We start from the raw sequence: 19,488 nt of genomic DNA on the forward strand, positions 1-19,488 counted from the left end.
CGGCTGGTCCCGGACCGGCTGGCGATGCCCCGGCGGCCGGCGCCGAAGGAACGACACCCGGCGCGGATTCCGGTGCGGCCGACCGCGATCCGGCGGCATCAGCGCCCGCCGCCGAATCGGGCCGCTCCGCGTCGTCTCCCGTACCCGGACCCCCCGTACTCAACGATCACGACCCTCGGTCGTCGCACCTACCACTAACGCTCCTCGAATCCGGACAAATCGCCGCGCGCGGGCTCCCAGCTTTCCACAACCAGGTCAACCCGACCAGGTGTATCCCCCGAACGCAAGAGATCCAGCAACTTTTCGCACGCGGGTCGCGGGCCCTCGGCCACCACATGCACCCGGCCGTCGCGCGAATTGGCGGCATATCCGACCAGACCGAGCGCCAGCGACCGCGAGCGAGTCCACCAGCGGAAGCCGACGCCCTGCACGTAGCCGTGCACCCACGCGCTCAGCCGGGCCGGTTCCGGGTGCGCCCCCGTCATGCTTCGATATCGAACGTCAATGTCACCTTGGCACCCGCCTTCAGCGTCCGCCCGACGGTGCAGACCTTGTCGATGGCGCGCTGCACGGTGACCAGCAACCGTTCGCGCGCCTGGTCGTCCAGCTCGCTGAGGTCCAGCTCGAATACCTCGTCGAGCTGCGGGTACACCTCGTTCTCGCGGTCGGCGTCGCCGGAGACGCGGATGGTGGCGTCGAAGGTGTCGCCCAGCTTGCGCGAGAGCGGGAAGTCCGCGCTCAGTCCGGAGCAGCCCGCCAGGGCGATCTTCAGCAATTCGCCCGGGGTGAAGGCTCCCGGTACGCCCTGCGATGCGATCAATACCTCGGCACCGCGCGAGCTGCGGCCGGTGTACGCCCTGGTCCCGGTGCGCTCGACCCACAGCGTGGTCGGCTCGGTCGCGGCGGCGGTGGTCGTGGTCGTGGTCGCGGTGGTCTGGTCAGCCATGGATTCGATCCTGCCATCTCGGTACGGAACAGCTCACCCCCGGGAACGCCAGGCACCCCGGGGTCCATTCCGCGGACGGCCCGGCCCACACGGTGACGTCCGAGACAGCACATATCGGCCGAACGACGACGCCCCCGGTGCTATTCCTGGAAGCGATACCCCATGCCCGCCTCGGTCAGCAGATGCTTCGGATTCGACGGGTCGACCTCGAGCTTGCGCCGCAACTGCGCGAGATAAACCCGCAGATAATGGGTTTCGGTGGCATACGACGGCCCCCACACCTCGCGCAAAAGCTCACGCCGCCCGACGAGCTTGCCCCGGTTGCGCACCAGCATCTCGAGCATTCCCCACTCGGTCGGGGTCAGATGCACCGCATCACCATTCTTCGTGACCTTCTTCGCACTGAGGTCGACGGTGAACGAGGACGTCACCACCACCGGATCGGAGGCATCGGTATCGGTGGCCCCGCGCCGGACCGCGGCACGCAATCGCGCCAGCAACTCGTCCATACCGAACGGTTTGGTTACATAGTCGTCCGCGCCCGCGTCCAGCGCCTCCACCTTGTCGGTCGAATCGGTCCGCGCCGAGAGCACGATCACCGGCGCCGCGGACCAGCCGCGCAGTCCGGCCAAAACCTCGATACCGTCCATATCCGGCAGACCGAGATCCAAGATGACCACGTCGGGATGCTTATCGGCGGCCGCGCGCAGGGCCGCCGCGCCGGTGCCCGCGGTGATCACCTCATAGCCGCGCACCGACAAATTGATGCGCAACGCGCGCACGATCTGCGGTTCGTCATCGACCACCAGCACCTTGGTCGACGTTGCTTCCTGGTTCTTGTCGGTCATCACGACTTCCTGTGCGGTCCGGGGCGACGGTGCTGCAACATTCGTTGTGATCATCATCGGCCGCTCGCTTCGGTTTCGTCGGCAGGCAGGTCCACGATCATGGTCAATCCTCCGCCCGGTGTCGGTTCGGCGTGCACGGTGCCGCCCATCGCTTCGACGAATCCGCGCACCACCGATAGGCCGAGCCCAACCCCGGTGGTGTTGTCACGGTCGCCGAGCCGCTGGAACGGCTCGAATAGTTGCTCCTCGACTCCCGGCGGCACACCGGGACCGACATCCACCACGGCGATCGATACGCGGTCTTCCTCGCGTTCCGCGGTGACCCTGACGGGCGTGTCGCGCGTCGAATGGCGGAGCGCGTTATCGATCAGATTGGCGAGTACCCGTTCGAGCAGACCGCTGTCGGCCCGCACCGAGACCTCGCCGACCTCCACCTTCACCCGATCCATGGCCGCCCGTCGCAGCCCGCGCGCGCCCATCCCGACGCTCACCAAGGCTTGGTGCACCACCTCGTCCATGTACACGCGGCGGAACTGCGGCTGTACGACACCGACCGCCAGGCGCGACGAGTCGAGCAGATTGCCGACCAGCGCGGTCAGCTGATCCACCGATTCCTCGATCGTTTCCAGCAATTCGACGGTGTCCTCGGGTGAGAACTCGATGTCGTCGCTGCGCAGACTGGATACCGCGGCCTTGGCCCCGGCCAGCGGCGTGCGCAGATCGTGACTCACCGCGGACAACAGCGCCCGGCGCAACCGATCGGCCTCGAGCAGGGCCGCGGCGGCGCTGGCCTCCTCGGCGAGCCGGGATTGCCGGACCAGTCCGGCCGCCTGGTTGGCGACCGCGTTGAGCACCGGTCGGTCGGCCGCAGCCAAGGGCCGTCCCGCGAGCAGCAACCAGCTCGTCGCATCGCCCGCCTGGATGGCGGTATCGGCCTCGGACGCGCGCAGCGGCGGACTCGTGCCCACCGCGGCGATCACCTCGTCGCCGCATTGCATGCTGACCGCGCGCAGACCATAGGTCTCGCGGACATGGTCCAGCAGCTTGGGCAGATCCGCACCGTGCAGCACGGCACCGGCGAACAGGGTCAGCAACTCGGCCTGCTGGGAGGCCCGACGCGCCTGGCGGGTCTGTTTGGCGGCCACATCCACCAGCGCCGCGACCGCCACCGCGACGATCAGCAACACCACCACCGTCACGAAACTGTCCGGTTCGGCAATGGTCAGGCTGTAGCGCGGCTCGACGAAGAACCAGTTCAACAGCATGCCCGACAGCAACGCCGAAAGTGCCGCTGGCACAACGCCACCGAGCAGCGCGACCGCGACGACACCGATGAAGAACACCGCGCTCAGGCCGCCCAGCTGCAGGTAACCGTCCAAGAAGGCGGAGCAGATGGCCGAAACCAGCACCGGCACCAGCACCGCGGCGAACCAGGCGCGGATCGGCTGACGCGGCATCAGCGAGTAGCGGCGCAACCCACGATTGGCCTCCTCATGGGTCACCATGTGCACGTCGATCTTCCCCGACGCCTGCACCACGGCCGAGCCGATGCCCTCGTCGAGCATCCGCGCCCAGCGCGAGCGCCGCGAGGTGCCGAGCACCAGCTGGGTCGCATTCACCTCGCGGGCGAACTCCAGCAGCGTATTCGGCACATTGTCACCGGTGACCGTGTGCAGCGAGGCGTCCAGACTGGCGGCCAGTTCCCGCAACCGCGTCAGCCGTTCGGTCGACACCCCGGCCAGCCCATCGCCGCGCACCACATGGACCAGCACCAGTTCGGCACTGGATTTCGTCGCGATCCGGCTGGCCCGGCGCACCACGGTCTCCGACTCCGGACCGCCGGTCACCGCCACGACGACGCGTTCGCGCGCCTCCCACAGCTCGGTGATCTTGTGGTCGGCGCGGTATTTCGCCAGTGCCGCGTCGACCTGGTCGGCCAGCCACAGCAGCGCCAATTCGCGCAGGGCGGTGAGGTTTCCGGGCCGGAAGTAGTTGCGCAGCGCCGCGTCGACCTTGTCGGCGGCGTAGACATTGCCGTGGGAGAGTCTGCGCCGCAACGCCTCCGGTGTGATGTCGACCAGTTCGACCTGGTCGGCGCTGCGCACCACCGCGTCGGGCACCGTCTCCCGCTGCTGAATGCCGGTGATCTGCTCGACGACGTCATTGAGGCTCTCCAGATGCTGCACATTGACCGTCGAGATCACGTCGATGCCAGCGTCCAGCAAATCGTCGACGTCCTGCCAGCGCTTCTCGTGTTTGCTGCCGGGCGCGTTGGTATGGGCGAGCTCGTCGACCAGCACCACCGCGGGCCGGCGGCGCAGCACCGCCTCCACATCGAGTTCGGGCAGCGCGGTACCGCGGTAGGCCACCATGCGCGGCGGAATCCGCTCGATGCCCTCCAACAGCTCCGCGGTCTTGGCCCGACCATATGTCTCCACTACCGCAGCTACCACGTCGCGGCCACGTTCGAGTCGGCGATGGGCCTCGCCCAACATGGCGTAGGTCTTGCCGACTCCCGGTGCCGCACCGAGGTAGATGCGCAGGTGCCCGCGTTTCACTCGTCCATCATCGCGCGCCACGGCGTGTCGCCGGACATCCGCATTCGGTCTGTCGCGGCGTCGGAATGCCACGCTCGGGCCGCGCGCCCGCTCTCCATCGTCGACAGCGCGCGAATGGCCAGCGCACAACAGACGAATACGACGATCACCGCAACCGTGACAGCCGACATGACGTTCCTTTCGACAACCGATGAGAAGCCGGTTGCGCTGGAGTCCTGCGCGCGGCCGGTCGATGAATTTCTACCCCCGAATGGGCCGCCCATCTGGATCTTTACGGTGTGTTGACGGGTTGTCGGCCGACCTTGACGGCATCCTTTCACCAGTTGGCGACCCGTTCGGCGTAAACGAAGCGTCAATGCTCATCTACGGCCCGCTAAGGACCCGTAAACAAGTTCCGCACCAGCTCGAATGACCGCTTGACTGACCCTTGTCGCGCTCCATACCGGGAGTGCCAATGGAGGTTGCGTAAATGTCTGTCGTGGTGTTCACGGTGCTCACCGTGGCGATCTTCGCGCTACTGGGCCTGGTCCAGCGCGGGGTGGAAAAGCTGTGATCGCGAACCTGATCGGTTTGATTCTCGCCGTGCTCATCGCCGTCTACATGGTGGCGGCGCTGCTCTTCCCCGAGAGGTTCTAGGTGACCACGACCACCGCGGGGATCGTCTTCGTCGCATCCCTGATCATCGCGCTCGCCCTGGTTCATGTGCCGCTCGGCGACTACATGTTCCGGGTCTACAACGCGAAGAAACACTCCCGTGCGGAGCGGGTCATCTACCGGGCCATCGGCGTCCAGCCCGAGGTCGAGCAGACCTGGGCCGTGTACGCCCGCAGCGTGCTGGCGTTCTCGGCGGTCAGCATTCTGTTCCTGTTCTTCCTCCAGCTGATCCAAGGCAAGCTGCCGCTGCACCTGCGCGATCCGGCCACCGAGATGACCCCGGCGCTGGCCTGGAATACCGCGGTCAGCTTCGTGACCAACACGAACTGGCAGAACTACTCCGGCGAATCGACGCAGGGCCACCTCGTGCAAATGGCCGGACTCGCGGTGCAGAACTTCGTCTCCGCGGCCGTCGGTATCGCGGTGGCGGTCGCGCTGGTGCGTGGCTTCGCACGCAGGCATACCGGCGACCTCGGCAACTTCTGGGTGGACCTGGTGCGCGGCACCATTCGCATCCTGCTGCCGCTCGCCTTCATCTTCGCCATCGTGCTGGTCGCCGGTGGCGCGATCCAGAACTTCCATCTGCACGACCAGGTCGCACACACGCTCACCGGCACCCAACAGACACTGCCCGGCGGGCCGGTGGCCAGCCAGGAGGTCATCAAGGAGCTCGGCACCAATGGCGGCGGTTTCTACAACGCGAACTCCGCGCATCCATTCGAGAACCCGACCACCTGGACCAACTGGATCGAAATCTTCCTGCTGCTGGTGATCAGCTTCTCGCTGCCGCGCACCTTCGGCCGGATGGTCGGCAGCAAGAAGCAGGGTTACGCGATCGTCGCGGTCATGGGCACGATCGCGCTGATCAGCGTGACGTTGCAGAACCTCTTCCAACTGCAGCACCACGGCACCGTGCCGACCGCGATCGGCGCGTCCTTGGAGGGCGTCGAAACCCGTTTCGGCGTAGCCGATTCGGCGACATTCGCCACGGCCACCACGCTGACCTCCACCGGTGCGGTGGACTCGTTCCACGACTCCTACACCAGCCTCGGCGGCATGATGACGATGTTCAACATGCAGCTGGGCGAGGTCGCGCCCGGTGGTACCGGTTCGGGTCTGTACGGCATGCTCATCCTCGCGGTGATCACCGTCTTCGTCGCCGGTCTGATGGTCGGTCGCACACCGGAATACCTGGGCAAGAAGATCACGCCGCGCGAAATCAAGCTGGCCGCCTCGTATTTCCTGATCAGCCCGCTCATCGTGCTGGTGGGTACGGCGGCCGCCATGGTCATGCCCGGGCAGCGCGCCGGAATGCTCAACTCCGGTCCGCACGGGCTCTCGGAAGTGCTGTACGCCTTCACATCCGCGGCGAACAATAATGGTTCTGCCTTCGCGGGCCTATCCGGCAATACCGAGTGGTACAACACCGCGCTCGGCCTGGCCATGGTATTCGGACGGTTCCTGCCGATCATTTTCGTACTGGCCCTTGCCGGTTCGCTCGCCCAGCAGGGTCAGACCCCCGAATCGATCGGCACGCTGCCGACGCACCGGCCGCAGTTCGTCGGCATGGTCGTCGGCGTCACCGTGATCCTGGTCGCGCTGACCTTCCTGCCCGCACTCGCACTCGGGCCGCTCGCCGAAGGAATCCACTGATATGTCCACTACGACAACCGAATCGACCGCAGCGCCGGTCCACAAGAGCGAGCACAAACGCGGCGTCGAGAAGGGCGTGCTCGATCCCAAGATGCTGCTGACGTCCATTCCGGACGCGGTCAAGAAGCTCGATCCGCGCATCATGTGGCGCAACCCGGTGATGCTGATCGTCGAGATCGGCGCGGTCTGGTCGACCGTGCTCGCGCTGGCCGAGCCGACGTTCTTCGCCTGGGCGATCGTCGTATGGCTCTGGCTCACAGTCATTTTCGCGAATCTGGCGGAGGCGGTCGCCGAGGGACGCGGCAAGGCGCAGGCCGATACGCTGCGTAAAGCCAAGACCGACACCATGGCTCGGCGTTTGGTCAACTGGTCGCCCGGTGCACGGTTGGTCGAGGAGAGCGTCGGAGCCCCGGCACTGCGACGCGGCGACTACGTCATCATCGAGGCCGGTCAGGTCATTCCCGGTGATGGCGATGTCGTGGAAGGCATCGCGTCGGTGGACGAATCGGCCATCACCGGTGAATCCGCGCCGGTCATCCGGGAATCCGGCGGCGACCGCTCGGCGGTCACCGGCGGTACCACGGTGTTGTCCGACCGGATCATCGTCAAGATCACCCAGGAGCCGGGTGCGAGCTTCATCGACAAGATGATCGCGCTGGTCGAGGGCGCATCGCGGCAGAAGACGCCGAACGAGATCGCGCTGAATATCCTGCTCGCCGCGCTGACCGTCATCTTCGTCTTCGCGGTGGTCACGCTGCAGCCGATGGCGATCTTCTCGAAGTCGAACAACCCTGGGGTGCCCGATACTTCGGCACTGGATGTCAATGGCGTCACCGGAATCGTCATGGTCTCGCTGCTGGTCTGCCTGATCCCGACCACCATCGGCGCACTGCTGTCGGCCATCGGCATCGCCGGTATGGACCGCTTGGTGCAGCGCAACGTGCTCGCCATGTCCGGTCGCGCGGTCGAGGCCGCCGGTGACGTGAACACCCTGCTGCTGGACAAGACCGGCACCATCACCCTCGGCAACCGCCAGGCCTCGGAATTCGTACCGATGCCCGGCGTTCCGGATGACGAATTGGCCGATGCCGCACAGCTTTCCAGCCTCGCCGACGAGACCCCCGAGGGCCGCTCCATCGTCGTGTACGCGAAGCAGGCGTTCAACAAGCGCGAGCGCACACCGGGCGAGCTGACCGGTGCGACCTGGGTGGAATTCACCGCCCAGACCCGCATGTCGGGCGTCGACCTCGCCGACGGACACCAGTTGCGCAAGGGTGCCGCCAGCGCCGTGACGGAATGGGTTCGCGCACAAGGCGGGGACGTACCCAACCATATCGGCGTAATCGTCGACGGCATCTCGGCCTCGGGCGGTACCCCGCTGGTCGTCGGTGAGGTCAATGACGGCAAGGCCCGGCTGCTCGGCGTCATCCACCTGAAAGACGTCGTGAAGCAGGGCATGCGGGAGCGCTTCGACGAGATGCGCAGGATGGGTATCCGCACGGTGATGATCACCGGCGATAACCCGTTGACCGCCAAGGCGATCGCCGATGAGGCCGGTGTCGACGACTTCCTCGCGGAGGCCACTCCTGAGGACAAGCTGGCACTGATCAAGAAGGAGCAGGACGGCGGACGGCTGGTCGCCATGACCGGTGACGGCACCAATGACGCTCCGGCACTGGCCCAGGCCGATGTCGGCGTCGCGATGAACACCGGCACCTCGGCGGCCAAAGAGGCCGGAAATATGGTCGATCTGGATTCGGATCCGACCAAGCTCATCGAGATCGTGGAGATCGGCAAGCAGCTGCTCATCACCCGTGGTGCGCTGACCACGTTCTCGATCGCCAACGACATCGCCAAGTACTTCGCGATCATTCCCGCGTTGTTCGTGGCGCTGTTCCCCGGCCTCGACCTGCTCAATGTCATGCGGCTGTCCAGCCCGCAGTCGGCGATCCTGTCGGCGGTCATCTTCAACGCGCTGGTCATCGTCGCGTTGATCCCGCTGGCGCTGCGCGGGGTGAACTACACACCGACCAATGCGTCGAAACTGTTGACCCGCAACCTGACGATCTATGGCCTCGGCGGGATCGTCGCGCCGTTCATCGGCATCAAACTGATCGACCTCGTCGTCCAACTCCTCCCCGGGATGTCCTGATATGCGTATGTCGACTTGGATCCGGCAGCATCTCGCCGCGTTGCGTGCGCTGCTGGTGCTCACCGCGATCACCGGAATCGTCTATCCCGTAGCGGTTTTCGTGGTCGCCCAGATTCCGGGCCTGCACGTTAGGGCGGACGGGTCGCTGATCACGGTCGACGGCAAGGTCGTCGGCTCCAGTCTGATCGGGCAGTCGTTCACCGATAAGGACGGCAACGCGCTGGTGCAGTACTTCCAGAGCCGACCGTCGGCGGCGGGCGACGGCTACGACCCGATGTCCTCCGGGGCGAGCAACCTCGGCCCGGAGAGCATCGTGGACACCTTGGACGCCGATCCGGCGAAGGTGAGGCGGAGTCTGCTGACGACCGTCTGTGCGCGCAGCAAGGCGATCGGCGGCCGCGAGGGGGTCGACGGTAGCCGTTCATTCTGCACCAAAGATGGTGTGGGCGCGGCGCTCTCGGTGATCGGCCCGCGCGATGCGGACGGCGAGGTCTCGCATCCGGTGCAGGTCGTCAGCGTCAACCAGGCGTGCCCGGCGACGCCGTTCCTGTCCACCTACCAGGGTGTCCGGGTCCAGTGCGCCAAGCCGGGCGAGGACTACTCGATCGGCCGGATCATCCCGATCCGCGGTGACGCCTCGACCGATACGCCAGTGCCCACCGACGCGGTCACCGGCAGCGGCAGTGGCCTGGACCCGCATATCTCGCCGGCGTACGCGGCCATCCAGGTGGCGCGAATCGCCAAGGCACGCAACATCTCCGAAGACCAGGTACACGCACTCATCGACGCCCACACCGACGGCCGGACGCTCGGCTTCCTCGGTGAACCGCGCGTCAATGTGGTCGAGCTGAACCTCGACCTGGACCGCCGCTACCCATTCCGCGGGTAACTCGGCGGCGGCGCGAGCGCCCGTTCCGAATGGAATCCATTGGATCACCACTGGAATGGGCGCTCTGCCTATTCCGTCAGCTGTCCTCGACGCAACCGAAGCAGAACGCCGCCGCGGCGAGATACTGATGGCAATCCGGGCCGTGCCCCGCATGCGTACTGCAAATGAACCGCGCCCGGTCGAGATCGAGATCCATGGTGGGCTCCGCGCTGCAATCACGGTGCTGTGTGCTCCACAGATCCCTGATATCCAGTGATGTCTGCATCGTGCACCTCCAGCCTGCGAGTATCAGTGAAGAGACGGCCAACTACATGGCGGGGATACCCGATCCCGCACGATTCATCCTCATCGGGTGATCAACTGCCAGTCGTCGGGCACACGCGCGGCGGTGATCTGATCGCCCTCCGCGACGAGATCGATGGTCGCCGCATTCAGCCGCAGATCGTTGAGCGCGATCTTGCCCCACGCCGGTGGTAGCTGGGGATGCACGGTGAGCGTCCGCCCGGGCGCGTCCGGATCCAAGCCGAGGAACGAGCGCACCAGCAGCAGCGGTGCCGCGCTCGCCCATGCCTGCGGTGAGCACGATGTCGGATAGGGGACCGGAACCGCGAACTGGTCCCGCGAAAATCCGCAGAACAGCTCGGGCAGCCGACCACCGAAAGTCGCTGCCGCATCGAGTAATCCGCACGCGAGCCCGGTCGCGAGCTCGACCGCGCCCGGTATATGCCGATAGCGCAGCAGGCCCGCGACGGCTATCGCGGTGTCATGCGGCCAGACCGAGCCACAGTGATAGCTCATCGGGTTGTAGGCGCCCATCGACGTGGCGAGTGTACGCAGCCCGAAACCGGTATCCATCTCGGAGCTGGAGAGCCGCTCGACCAGTTCCGCGGCGTGCTCGTCGGTGGCGATGCCGGTCCAGAGACATTGCGCCGCATTGCTGGTCAGTGCGTCGACATGCCGTTTGCGACCGTCCAGCGCGACCGCATACCAACCCTTGCCCGGCAGCCAGAACTGTTCGGCGAATTTGCCACGCAGTTCGGCGGCACGCTCGCGCAACCGGGTCGCGGCACGCAGATCGTCGAACGCCTCGGCCAACTCCGCGCGTGCCATGAACGCGGCATACGCGTAACCCTGCACCTCACACAGCGCGATCGGCGCCTCCGCGAGATGCCCTGCGGCGTCGTTGATTCCGTCGAAGCTGTCCTTCCAGCCCTGATTGATCAGGCCGCGGTCGGTGGCGCGACGGTATTCGACGAAGCCGTCCCCGTCGCGGTCACCGAAATTCGTGATCCATTGCACTGCGGCGTCGGCGGCCGGCAGCAATGCCTTGATCACCTCCGAATCCGCACCCCACCGATGACATTCCGCCAGCAGCATTACGAAAAGCGGTGTGGCGTCCGCGGTTCCGTAATAGGTATTGCCGCCGAGCACCTGCCCGCTCGCCGGGCCGCGACGCATCTCGTGCATGATCCGCCCCGGCTCCTCCTCGGTGAGCGGATCGACGCTCTGCCCTTGTAATTCGGCCAGCTGCTGCAGCGTGCCGAGTGCCAGATCCACTTCCAATGGCAGCGCCATCCACGCGGTGAGCAGGCTGTCGCGGCCGAACAGGGTCATGTACCACGGTGCACCCGCCGCCACGAAGGGACGACTCTCGCCGGCTTCGTCGTGAATCTGCAAGGCGCCCAGATCACTTTCCGAACGCCGCAGGACCTGGCTGAGCACCGGGTCCGCCGCGACGATCTTCGTCGCGGTATGCCGCCACGCGGCCATCTTCCGGCTCGGTGCGCTGAGCCCGTGGTTTTCTCCCGGCGCCACCGGCGCCTGGACCCGTTGATTGCCGACCGTCGGCTGGGCCACCACCTCGGTCTGCCAGGTTTCGCCGGGTAGCACGACAACCCGCCAGACCAGTGTGCCGGGCAGGAAGGCGGGCTCGACGGTCGCCGAAACCGAGAGCCCGCGCATCCGATCGGCACGGTCGTGCAGCAGCATTTCTCCTTCGGCCACCGTGACCTCGGCCCGTCCGTGCCCGGCCCGGCCTTCCTTGACCGCGAACAGGTCGACGAAGTCGGCGTCGACATGCAGTTCCAAGTTGACCGCGGTGGGCTCGCGGCCCATATTCTGCAGGGTCAGCACCTCGTGCATGCCGTCGGCGATGAGACGTTCGCGCAGCACCAGCAGTGTGCTGTCGGCCAATCCGGCCTGCGGTGGTCGGCGCAGCACGAATCTCGCGGCGAATGCCTCCGGGCTCACCACCGCCAGGGACTCGGCGGGTCTGCCGTCCACCAACAACTCCCAGCGCGAGAGCACCCGGGCATCCCGGAAGAACAGCCCGTGCGTTCGCCCTGGTTCGACATCGCCGAGCCGGTTCGACAGGCAGAAGGTACCGCCCTCGACAAGAGTCACCGAACCGCCACAGCCGCCGAGTCCCGATGGCTCGCCGGAATTCAGCGGCGTGGGACTCGGCGCACTGCCGACGTCTTCGGTCATACGCGCTCGCTCGCGGGAATCCGGACCGGCACCGTCTTCTCGAGCAACCGCGCGGCCCGAGCCTGCCGCCGCGCACGCAGGAGCTGGTGATAAACCTGCTCGTAGCCGCGGCCGAGCGGGCCCGCGCCGAAGTTCGCCTCGACATGCGCCCGGCACGCGGCCGGATCCATATCGCGGACTTCGGCGATGGCGGCGGGCAATTCGGCGGGATCATCGCAGATCCGGCCCGTGACACCGTCGACGACGACCTCGGAGACCGCGCCCCCGCGCAGCGCCACTACCGGCGTACCGCAGACCATCGCCTCGATCATCACCATGCCGAACGGTTCCTCCCAGTTGATGGGGAACAACAGACATCGCGCGCCTGCGAGCAGCTTACGCTTGGCCGTCGCGTCCGCGAGGCCGAAGAGATGATCTCGCTCGGTCAGCCGCGGGCGCACCTCTTTCTCGAAATACGCCTTCTCGATGGCTTCACTGCACTTGCCGGCGAGCACCAGAGGAATGCCGGCCTTGTGCGCGGCGTCCAATGCGAGGTGCGGCCCTTTGGTCTCGGTGAAGCGACCGAGGAACAGCGCATAGTCGCCCTTCTCGGTTTGGTACGGCCATTGGTCGACATGCAGCGCGTTGTGTACGCGACCGACCCAATTCAGGTCCGGAGCCAATTCGCGCTGTCGGTCGCTGATGGCGACCAGGGACACTTCCCTGCCCAATTCGCGGTAGTACCGGTAGGAATCTTCCTCGCAGACCGGGCCGTGCACGGTTACCACCGTCGGCAGACCCAGGTCCATATACGCCGGGGCGTTCATCGGTCCGGCGAAGGTGTGGTCGTGCACCAGATCCACCCCGGAGGTGGCCGCGACCTGTTCGATCGCCCTGCGCACCTTCAGTGCGTGCATGACCTCCGGAAACGGCTCGCCGAGACGTTCGGGCAACGCGCGATCCCATAGCGGGACGAACTTGGCCTTGGTGCCGGGTTCACCCGCCCCGAACAATGTCACGTCGTGGCCTCGGGCTACCAATGCATCGACCAGATCCGCGACGACGGCCTCGACGCCGCCATAGGCCTTCGGCGGCACGTCGAAATAGGGCGGAACAACCATGGCAATGCGAAATCGTTCACCGACATGGTCAGTGGACAGTAAATCCGAAGAAGCAATGGGCGCCGAAATCGGCGCGAATAGACCTGCGCTCATGACCATCCTTCCAGGGACAACCTTGTGCACATCCACCCAGCACTCGGTGCGCTGGGCGCCGAACGTGGTGGCCGCCGCGGCGGAGGTGGAGACGAAGCTTCACCGCCGTCCATCAGGGCTTGGTTGGCCTGGTCGCGCCGATCGGCGTGAACAGGGGGGCCGAGACAAGTCGTACCTCATGGCGACCCGTTCAAACCTGACAGTTGGTCCGAAATCTCAACCAGTGGGATTTCAGACCTGGTTGTCCGCCCTTGACATCAAGGGGGCTTTACGCAGGTTGCGGCGGGGCCGAGGCAGTCGAACCCGACGCATCGGTCAATGCGAAACCGTATCCGTGATGCCGCGCCGCACCTCGCCCGGGGTGTGCACGGCGCGCGGCACGGCCCGCGCGGCGGACGAGCGCAGTTGCCACGGCACGCTGGTCACCATCACCCCAGGCTCGAACAGCAGGCGGGCCTTCAGTCGCAGGGAGCTCTGGTTGTGCAGCAGATTCTCCCACCAGTGGCCGACCACGTACTCGGGAATGAAGATGCTGATCACATCACGCGGCTGGGCTTTGCGCTCCCGCTTGATGTAGTCGATGACCGGACGGGTGATCTCGCGGTAGGGAGATTCGATCACCTTGAGCGGTATGGCGACATCGTGGCGTTCCCAATCCCGATGCAGCTGACGGGTATCGGCGTCATCGACATTGACGGTGATCGCCGTGATCGTATCCGGCCTGGTGGCACGGGCGAACTGGACGGCGCGCCGAGTTGCCTTGTGCCAGCCCGATACCAGCACCAGAGCGTGCACCCGGGCGGGCAGGGTCTCCGATTCGTCACCGACGTCGAGTTCGGCGCGCACGGCGGTGTAGTGGCGGTGGATCAGATACATCAACACCACCAGGATCGGCATGGCGAATACGACCAGGTACGCGCCGTGGGAGAACTTGGTGATCATGACGACGACCAGGACCACCCCGGTGAAGCAGGCGCCGAATGCGTTGATCAGGCGGGCGCGATGAATGCGCAGCTTCTCCGATGAGGTTGTCGCGGTGGCCAGTTCGCGATTCCAATGCCGGACCATACCGGCCTGACACAGGGTGAACGAGGTGAAGACGCCGACGATGTAGAGCTGGATCAAGCGCGTCGCCGAGCCGTCGAAGGCGTAGATGAGCACGCCCGCGACGATCGCCAGCAGAATGATTCCGTTGGAGAAGGCCAGTCGATCGCCGCGGGTGTGCAGCTGCCGCGGCATATAGCGATGTTGGGCCAGAATCGAATTCAGCAATGGGAAGCCGTTGTAGGCGGTGTTCGCCGCGAGGATCAGGATCAGCGCGGTCGTCACCATGAGGAAGTAGAACGGAATGCTGTTGCCGCCGAATACCGCCGCGGCGATCTGCGCTATCACGGTGCGCTGCGGATCGGTAGTGCAGTCACCCGGAAAACCGATCAGATCACAGGTGTTCTCGGTAACCCGGGTGTGGGTGATCATCGCGAGAACGGTGACACCGGCGAACATGGCGATCGAAATGACGCCCATCGCGGTCATCGTGCGAGCCGCGTTGAGCGCCTTGGGCTTACGGAACGCGGGCACACCATTGGAGATCGCTTCGGCTCCGGTCAGCGCCGTACATCCGGACGAAAAGGCACGCAGGACAAGGAAGGCCAAACCGGCCGCGCCGAGCCCGACTTGTTCGGAGTGGATTTCGTAATGCGCGCTCTCGGCGACCGGCGTATGTCCGAGCGCGGCCTGGCCGAGACCGACGACGACCATGCCCAGCACACCGACCACGAAGGCATAGGTCGGGACCGCGAACGCGCGCCCGGATTCCCGGACACCGCGCAGATTCATCGCGGTGAGGAAGGCGATGAACCCGATATTGATCGCGACCCGGTGCGCGTTCAGATCGGGCACCGCGGAAATGATGTTGTCCACGCCTGCGGCGACCGACACCGCCACCGTCATCACATAGTCGACGAGCAGTGCCGCCGCGACCACCAGACCCGGAACCGGGCCCAGATTCTTGGCGACGACCTCATAGGAACCACCCCCGGATGGATAGGCCTGCACCACCTGCCGGTAGGACAACACGACGACGGCCAGCAGCACGATCACCGCACCGGCGACCCAGGGCGCCAAATGCAGATAGGCGAGCCCGCCGAGGGTGAGAATGAGCAGGATCTCCTGCGTCGCATATGCGACCGAGGACAGCGGGTCACTGGCGAAAATAGGCAGCGCGAGCCGCTTCGGCAAAAGTGTTTCACCGAGCCTGTCACTGCGGAACGGTCGTCCGAGAACGAGACGTTTGACGAGGTCGATCGGTGAAGCCACGATGGGCCAGCCTAAGCCCGCCAGATAGGTACGGCCGTGCCAGCAGCCGTATTGATTTCGTAAATTAATCCGGTCCTCGATCGATAATCGTCTTACCAACTCGGTATACGCATACATATAATTTCGGCATGTTTGATCCGATCACCCTCGCTATCGGGGCGGGGCTCGCCGGTGTCGGCTGGGCAGTTGGACGGTTCGGGCGGCGCTCGCCTGCGAATCGTGCCGTCGCCCAGTGCGGGTGCGGCCATGACCTGGCAATGCACGATCCCCAGGCGGGCGTCTGTCACGCCGAGTTGGGCCGTAAGACGGCCGGCGTGCGGGTGTGGGTGCAGTGCGGTTGCCGCCGCTACACGGGGCCGACGCCGGTCGAGGATTTCTTCAGTCGACCGATCCTGCCATCGGACGACTGAAGAGGCCCGCATGCGCGGCGGCATTGGTCACGAGGACGGCAGGCAGCGACCGCGATCCGGCAGCTCGCCGCAGGGTTCGTTGCCGTGCGCGCGCAGCACGTCCTTGCCCGTCAGATCGGTCAGGAAGTGCAGGAAGCTCGCGGCGAGCGAATCGCCGGGCAGTTCGCCATAGCTGTAGGCGTATTCGACGCCCCAGAACGGATAGCTGCGGTTGACAGCCGCATCACGGCCGGGGAGCACGCCATTGATGGCGAGGGTTGCGGCGCCCGCCTTCACCGCCTCGGAGAACTCGCTGTAGCCGATGGCGCCCGGAATGTCGCTCACCGCCTTCTGCATATCCTTGGTGACCTGCACATCGCAATGTCTGGCCGACGGCGCGGCGTCCTTGATCGCGACACAGCTCACGTGCGGCCGATCGGGCTGCGGACCACCGAGCACCCTGCGCTCCAACGTATTTCGGGTACCCGATCCCGGTATCCGATTGACCAGCACGACCGGCAGGTCGGGACCGCCGACTTCGCGCCAGTTGGTGATCCGGCCCTGATACAGGTCCCGGATCTGCGCCACGGTCAGGTCGGTGATGCCGACGTCCTTGTGCACGATCATGGTGAACAGCGACAGCGCCAGTGGACGATCCAGCAGCGGTTGGTAGCCGTCGCCTTTCGGGCCGTCGCTGATCGCCAGCAGATCGGGATCGTCCTTGCCCTCCTCGGCGAGCCGGTCCAGGCCGCGTTCGGTGCCCTCGAATCCGTAGGCGAATTCCGCTCCGGTGCAACGCTTACCGTATTGCGCGGCGGCGTCGCGAATGACCGGCTCGAAGGCCGACGAGCCGACCAGCGTGAGCCTGCCAGCGGCGCAGTCCAATGGCGTCGGATCGGGCTCCAGCGCGGATACCACGAGCTGGACCACGATCACCACGACCAGAAAGGCGATGAGTGCCGCCATCACACGCGAAATACCGGTGCGACTCTGGGTTTCGATGATCCGCCCACCCTTGATGCCGCCGCGCAGCGCCGGCGCGGGATACTCCCCCGTACCCTCCGAGCGTTGCAGGATCGCCAGGATCTTGTAGTGATCGGCGCGATTGAGCGGCACCCTCGGCAGATCGATCGCGCCGATATGCCCGGCCGTATCCTCGCGGACCGCGATGCCCGAATCGCGGTCCAGCGAATCGGCCAGACCGGGATCGCTCAACTCGGTCACCGCCATACCGATGACCCGGCGCTGCGGAAAGTTCAGATGCAGGCCGACCCGACCCGCCTCGGGCGCCTGGTAATCGTGCGTATCGATCGGTGTCGCACCGCTGTTCTCGATGCGGACCAGCACCACCGAAAGATCCTTCAGCGGCGGACTCTCCCCGTCGTGCTCAGGACGCAACTGCGGCAGCACACCGGGAAAGACCGATTCGATCTCACCGGTGACCGGCGTATCCATCTGCACCCGATAGCCGAGCTCCTTACGCCCGACGAACACGAACTCCCACAGGAATGCGACGATCGGCACCGCGATACCGATGAACCCGAGCACGATTTCGATCGGAAATCCGCCCACCCGTACTGCCACCCCCAAGAGATCTATGTGCCAACCATTTTCGTGCGTCATCCGGAATCAGCGCGGAAACCGCACGAGTGTTCGACAACAGTTAACCCGGTTGTCGACCGGGCCGCGCGGTCAGGAGTGTGTTGGCGCAGTCGACGCCTCGGGCGCCGGGTTGGTAGCCGCGCTCAAACCGCATCCCCGGTCGTCCACTCCAGCAGCTTCTCCATCGGCCAGGTATTGATAACCCGTTCCGCCGCAACACCATTCGCGACAGCACGCTCGCAGCCGTACCCCAGCCAGTCCAACTGGCCAGGGGCATGGGCATCGGTATCGATCGAGAAGTAGCACCCGATCTCAATGGCCAACTGCAGCAACCGCGACGGCGGATCACGGCGCTCGGGACGACTGTTGATCTCCACGGCCGTGCCGTAACTGCGGCACGCCTCGAAGACGAGCTCGGCATCGAAACTCGACTCCGGCCGAATACCGCGCTCCCCCTCGACCAATCGACCGGTGCAGTGCCCGAGCACATCCACATTCGGATTCGCCACCGCGTGCACCATTCGCTTGGTCATCGTCTCGCTGTCGGCTCGCAGATGCGAATGCACGCTGGCGACAACGATATCCAGCTCCGCGAGCAGATCACCCTGCTGATCCAGGGTGCCGTCGTCGAGGATGTCCACCTCGATTCCGGTGAGAATCCGAAACGGCGCGATCCGCTCGTTGAGCTCCGCGACCACATCCAGCTGCCGTCGCAACCGGTCGGCCGAGAGACCGTTCGCGACGGTCAGCCGCGGCGAATGATCGGTCAGCGCACAGTATTCGTGACCGAGCGCGCCCGCCACGCTCATCATCTCCTCGATGGGGCTACCACCGTCGGACCAATCGGAATGCGTGTGCAGATCACCGCGCAGCTGGGCCCGCAGCGGCTTACCCGGCGTGCCGATCGGCTGCGCCGCCCTGCGCAATTCGCTCAAATATTCTGGTACCGCACCCGAATACGCCTGTTCGATGACGGCGGCGGTCTTCGGCCCGATCCCCGCGAGGTCGCGCCAGCTGCGCGCCGCGCGATGGGTCGCCCGCTCGTCCTCGGGCATCCGCGCCACGATATCGGCGGCCCGCCGGTATGCCTTCACTCGATGGGTCTGCGCCCGTCCACGTTCCAGCCAGAAGCCGATCTCGCGCAGCGCCTCCACCGGACCCGGGCCATTGCCCGGATCCGGCATGACGACCGAATCGTCTTGCGCCACAGCGGTTAGTGAATCCGGCTGTACTTCACGAAGGCCACCCCGTCCTCGAACACCCGGCTGGTGATCACCCGGAACCTGGCCGCCTCCGGCAGCCGGGGACCGGAACCGAACAGCGAACGGCCACGGCCGAGTACGACCGGATACAGCTTCAGGAAGATCTGATCGATCTCGGGCAGCAACACCTGCGCCAGTTCCCCGCCGCCGCACAGCCAGATCCCGAGTCCGTCTTCCCGCTTCAACTCTCGCACCTTCGCCAGTGGATCGGCCGATATCAGCTCCACCGAGGGATCCGGGCTCTCCGGCAGCGTGGTGGACACCACGAACTGCCGCAGATGCGAATACGGGCTGGAGGTTCCGGTCCGCACGCCGAAATCGTGGGTCTTGCGGCCCATCAGCACGGTATCGAAGTATCGGTTGCGCTTATCGATGCCGAGGGCCTCCCGCACCTTCGTCGGCAGGGTCTCGGGGTACTGCGCGGTGATCGCCGGGCCGTGATCGCCACCAACCGGGAAGAAGTCGACCGACCCCTCCTCGGTGGCGATGAACCCATCGATTGTCGAAGCGACGTAGTAGGTGAGTTTGCGCATTTGTCC

General features: G+C 65.7%; 17 protein-coding genes. 5 read left to right on the forward strand and 12 right to left on the reverse strand.

Translation table 11 applies throughout. The annotated features are described in order from the left end of the window. Positions 1–194: 194 nt before the first annotated feature. From ACHQ4I_RS19945 to ACHQ4I_RS19965, 5 genes are all read right to left on the reverse strand, one after another. A complete protein-coding gene (locus ACHQ4I_RS19945) occupies positions 195–485 on the reverse strand; it encodes an acylphosphatase (RefSeq protein ID WP_420773291.1) in 291 nt (96 codons plus the stop codon). Then, positions 482–946 (reverse strand): OsmC family protein, encoded by a 465-nt coding sequence (locus ACHQ4I_RS19950; protein WP_420773292.1) that lies wholly within the window; start codon positions 944–946, stop codon positions 482–484. The genes ACHQ4I_RS19945 and ACHQ4I_RS19950 overlap by 4 nt, the downstream gene beginning before the upstream one ends. Positions 947–1,086: 140 nt before the next feature. Further along, a complete protein-coding gene (locus tag ACHQ4I_RS19955; RefSeq protein WP_420773293.1) occupies positions 1,087–1,794 on the reverse strand; it encodes a response regulator in 708 nt (235 codons plus the stop codon). A gap of 53 nt (positions 1,795–1,847) precedes the next feature. Beyond that, positions 1,848–4,352, reverse strand: a complete 2,505-nt coding sequence (locus tag ACHQ4I_RS19960; RefSeq protein ID WP_420773294.1) for an ATP-binding protein — start codon at positions 4,350–4,352, stop codon at positions 1,848–1,850. After that, positions 4,349–4,522: a hypothetical protein gene (locus tag ACHQ4I_RS19965; protein WP_420773295.1), complete on the reverse strand. Its 174-nt coding sequence runs from the start codon at positions 4,520–4,522 to the stop codon at positions 4,349–4,351. Before ACHQ4I_RS19965 ends, ACHQ4I_RS19960 begins: the two co-directional genes overlap by 4 nt. 379 nt (positions 4,523–4,901) lie before the next feature. Here ACHQ4I_RS19965 and ACHQ4I_RS19970 point away from each other — a divergent pair, with 379 nt between their 5' ends. The 4 genes from ACHQ4I_RS19970 to ACHQ4I_RS19985 are packed head-to-tail and all read left to right on the forward strand — an operon-like array spanning position 4,902 to position 9,700. Further along, a complete protein-coding gene (locus ACHQ4I_RS19970; protein WP_420773378.1) occupies positions 4,902–4,988 on the forward strand; it encodes a potassium-transporting ATPase subunit F in 87 nt (28 codons plus the stop codon). Continuing rightward, positions 4,989–6,659 carry a potassium-transporting ATPase subunit KdpA gene (gene kdpA, locus ACHQ4I_RS19975; protein WP_420773296.1) on the forward strand — a complete coding sequence of 557 codons (1,671 nt, stop codon included), beginning with the start codon at positions 4,989–4,991 and terminating at the stop codon, positions 6,657–6,659. It begins immediately after the preceding gene. A 1-nt stretch (position 6,660) separates the two neighbouring features. Further along, entirely contained in the window at positions 6,661–8,811 is a 2,151-nt protein-coding gene (kdpB, locus tag ACHQ4I_RS19980; protein WP_420773297.1) for a potassium-transporting ATPase subunit KdpB, read from the forward strand. A gap of 1 nt (position 8,812) precedes the next feature. After that, positions 8,813–9,700, forward strand: coding sequence for a potassium-transporting ATPase subunit C (locus ACHQ4I_RS19985; protein ID WP_420773298.1), 888 nt, complete (start codon positions 8,813–8,815; stop codon positions 9,698–9,700). A gap of 76 nt (positions 9,701–9,776) precedes the next feature. Here the strand turns inward: ACHQ4I_RS19985 and ACHQ4I_RS19990 are convergent, their stop codons facing one another. From ACHQ4I_RS19990 to ACHQ4I_RS20005, 4 genes are all read right to left on the reverse strand, one after another. Then, a complete protein-coding gene (locus tag ACHQ4I_RS19990) occupies positions 9,777–9,965 on the reverse strand; it encodes a hypothetical protein (protein WP_420773299.1) in 189 nt (62 codons plus the stop codon). 80 nt (positions 9,966–10,045) lie between these two features. After that, complete coding sequence (locus tag ACHQ4I_RS19995; RefSeq protein WP_420773300.1) at positions 10,046–12,187, reverse strand: amylo-alpha-1,6-glucosidase; 2,142 nt, start codon at positions 12,185–12,187, stop codon at positions 10,046–10,048. Then, a complete protein-coding gene (locus ACHQ4I_RS20000; RefSeq protein ID WP_420773301.1) occupies positions 12,184–13,380 on the reverse strand; it encodes a glycosyltransferase family 4 protein in 1,197 nt (398 codons plus the stop codon). Before ACHQ4I_RS20000 ends, ACHQ4I_RS19995 begins: the two co-directional genes overlap by 4 nt. A 315-nt stretch (positions 13,381–13,695) precedes the next feature. Then, on the reverse strand, positions 13,696–15,696 hold the full coding sequence (locus ACHQ4I_RS20005; RefSeq protein WP_420773302.1) for an APC family permease: 2,001 nt from the start codon (positions 15,694–15,696) through the stop codon (positions 13,696–13,698). A 128-nt stretch (positions 15,697–15,824) separates the two neighbouring features. On the opposite strand from ACHQ4I_RS20005, the gene ACHQ4I_RS20010 reads away from it, so the two are divergent. After that, positions 15,825–16,106 carry a hypothetical protein gene (locus tag ACHQ4I_RS20010; RefSeq protein ID WP_420773303.1) on the forward strand — a complete coding sequence of 94 codons (282 nt, stop codon included), beginning with the start codon at positions 15,825–15,827 and terminating at the stop codon, positions 16,104–16,106. Between the two features lie 27 nt (positions 16,107–16,133). Here the strand turns inward: ACHQ4I_RS20010 and ACHQ4I_RS20015 are convergent, their stop codons facing one another. The 3 genes from ACHQ4I_RS20015 to ACHQ4I_RS20025 all read right to left on the reverse strand — a co-directional run bounded on the left by ACHQ4I_RS20015 (position 16,134) and on the right by ACHQ4I_RS20025 (position 19,482). Next, on the reverse strand, positions 16,134–17,657 hold the full coding sequence (locus ACHQ4I_RS20015; RefSeq protein WP_420773304.1) for a PstS family phosphate ABC transporter substrate-binding protein: 1,524 nt from the start codon (positions 17,655–17,657) through the stop codon (positions 16,134–16,136). A gap of 173 nt (positions 17,658–17,830) precedes the next feature. Continuing rightward, positions 17,831–18,871, reverse strand: coding sequence for a PHP domain-containing protein (locus ACHQ4I_RS20020; RefSeq protein ID WP_420773379.1), 1,041 nt, complete (start codon positions 18,869–18,871; stop codon positions 17,831–17,833). A 29-nt stretch (positions 18,872–18,900) separates the two neighbouring features. Continuing rightward, on the reverse strand, positions 18,901–19,482 hold the full coding sequence (locus ACHQ4I_RS20025) for a dihydrofolate reductase family protein (protein ID WP_420773305.1): 582 nt from the start codon (positions 19,480–19,482) through the stop codon (positions 18,901–18,903). Positions 19,483–19,488: the final 6 nt, after the last annotated feature.

This window comes from Nocardia nepalensis (assembly GCF_048910785.1).
Taxonomy (GTDB): Bacteria; Actinomycetota; Actinomycetes; order Mycobacteriales; family Mycobacteriaceae; genus Nocardia; species Nocardia nepalensis.

Bases quoted from the DNA above. Each gene is read 5' to 3' on its own strand.
- ACHQ4I_RS19985 (WP_420773298.1), top strand. From the start codon at position 8,813: ATGCGTATGTCGACTTGGATCCGGCAGCATCTCGCCGCGTTGCGTGCG.
- ACHQ4I_RS19950 (WP_420773292.1), bottom strand. From the start codon at position 946: ATGGCTGACCAGACCACCGCGACCACGACCACGACCACCGCCGCCGCG.
- kdpB (WP_420773297.1), top strand. From the start codon at position 6,661: ATGTCCACTACGACAACCGAATCGACCGCAGCGCCGGTCCACAAGAGC.
- ACHQ4I_RS20000 (WP_420773301.1), bottom strand. From the start codon at position 13,380: ATGAGCGCAGGTCTATTCGCGCCGATTTCGGCGCCCATTGCTTCTTCG.
- ACHQ4I_RS20020 (WP_420773379.1), bottom strand. From the start codon at position 18,871: ATGCCGGATCCGGGCAATGGCCCGGGTCCGGTGGAGGCGCTGCGCGAG.
- ACHQ4I_RS19995 (WP_420773300.1), bottom strand. From the start codon at position 12,187: ATGACCGAAGACGTCGGCAGTGCGCCGAGTCCCACGCCGCTGAATTCC.
- ACHQ4I_RS20025 (WP_420773305.1), bottom strand. From the start codon at position 19,482: ATGCGCAAACTCACCTACTACGTCGCTTCGACAATCGATGGGTTCATC.
- ACHQ4I_RS19955 (WP_420773293.1), bottom strand. From the start codon at position 1,794: ATGACCGACAAGAACCAGGAAGCAACGTCGACCAAGGTGCTGGTGGTC.
- ACHQ4I_RS20010 (WP_420773303.1), top strand. From the start codon at position 15,825: ATGTTTGATCCGATCACCCTCGCTATCGGGGCGGGGCTCGCCGGTGTC.
- ACHQ4I_RS19990 (WP_420773299.1), bottom strand. From the start codon at position 9,965: ATGCAGACATCACTGGATATCAGGGATCTGTGGAGCACACAGCACCGT.
- ACHQ4I_RS19965 (WP_420773295.1), bottom strand. From the start codon at position 4,522: ATGTCGGCTGTCACGGTTGCGGTGATCGTCGTATTCGTCTGTTGTGCG.
- ACHQ4I_RS19945 (WP_420773291.1), bottom strand. From the start codon at position 485: ATGACGGGGGCGCACCCGGAACCGGCCCGGCTGAGCGCGTGGGTGCAC.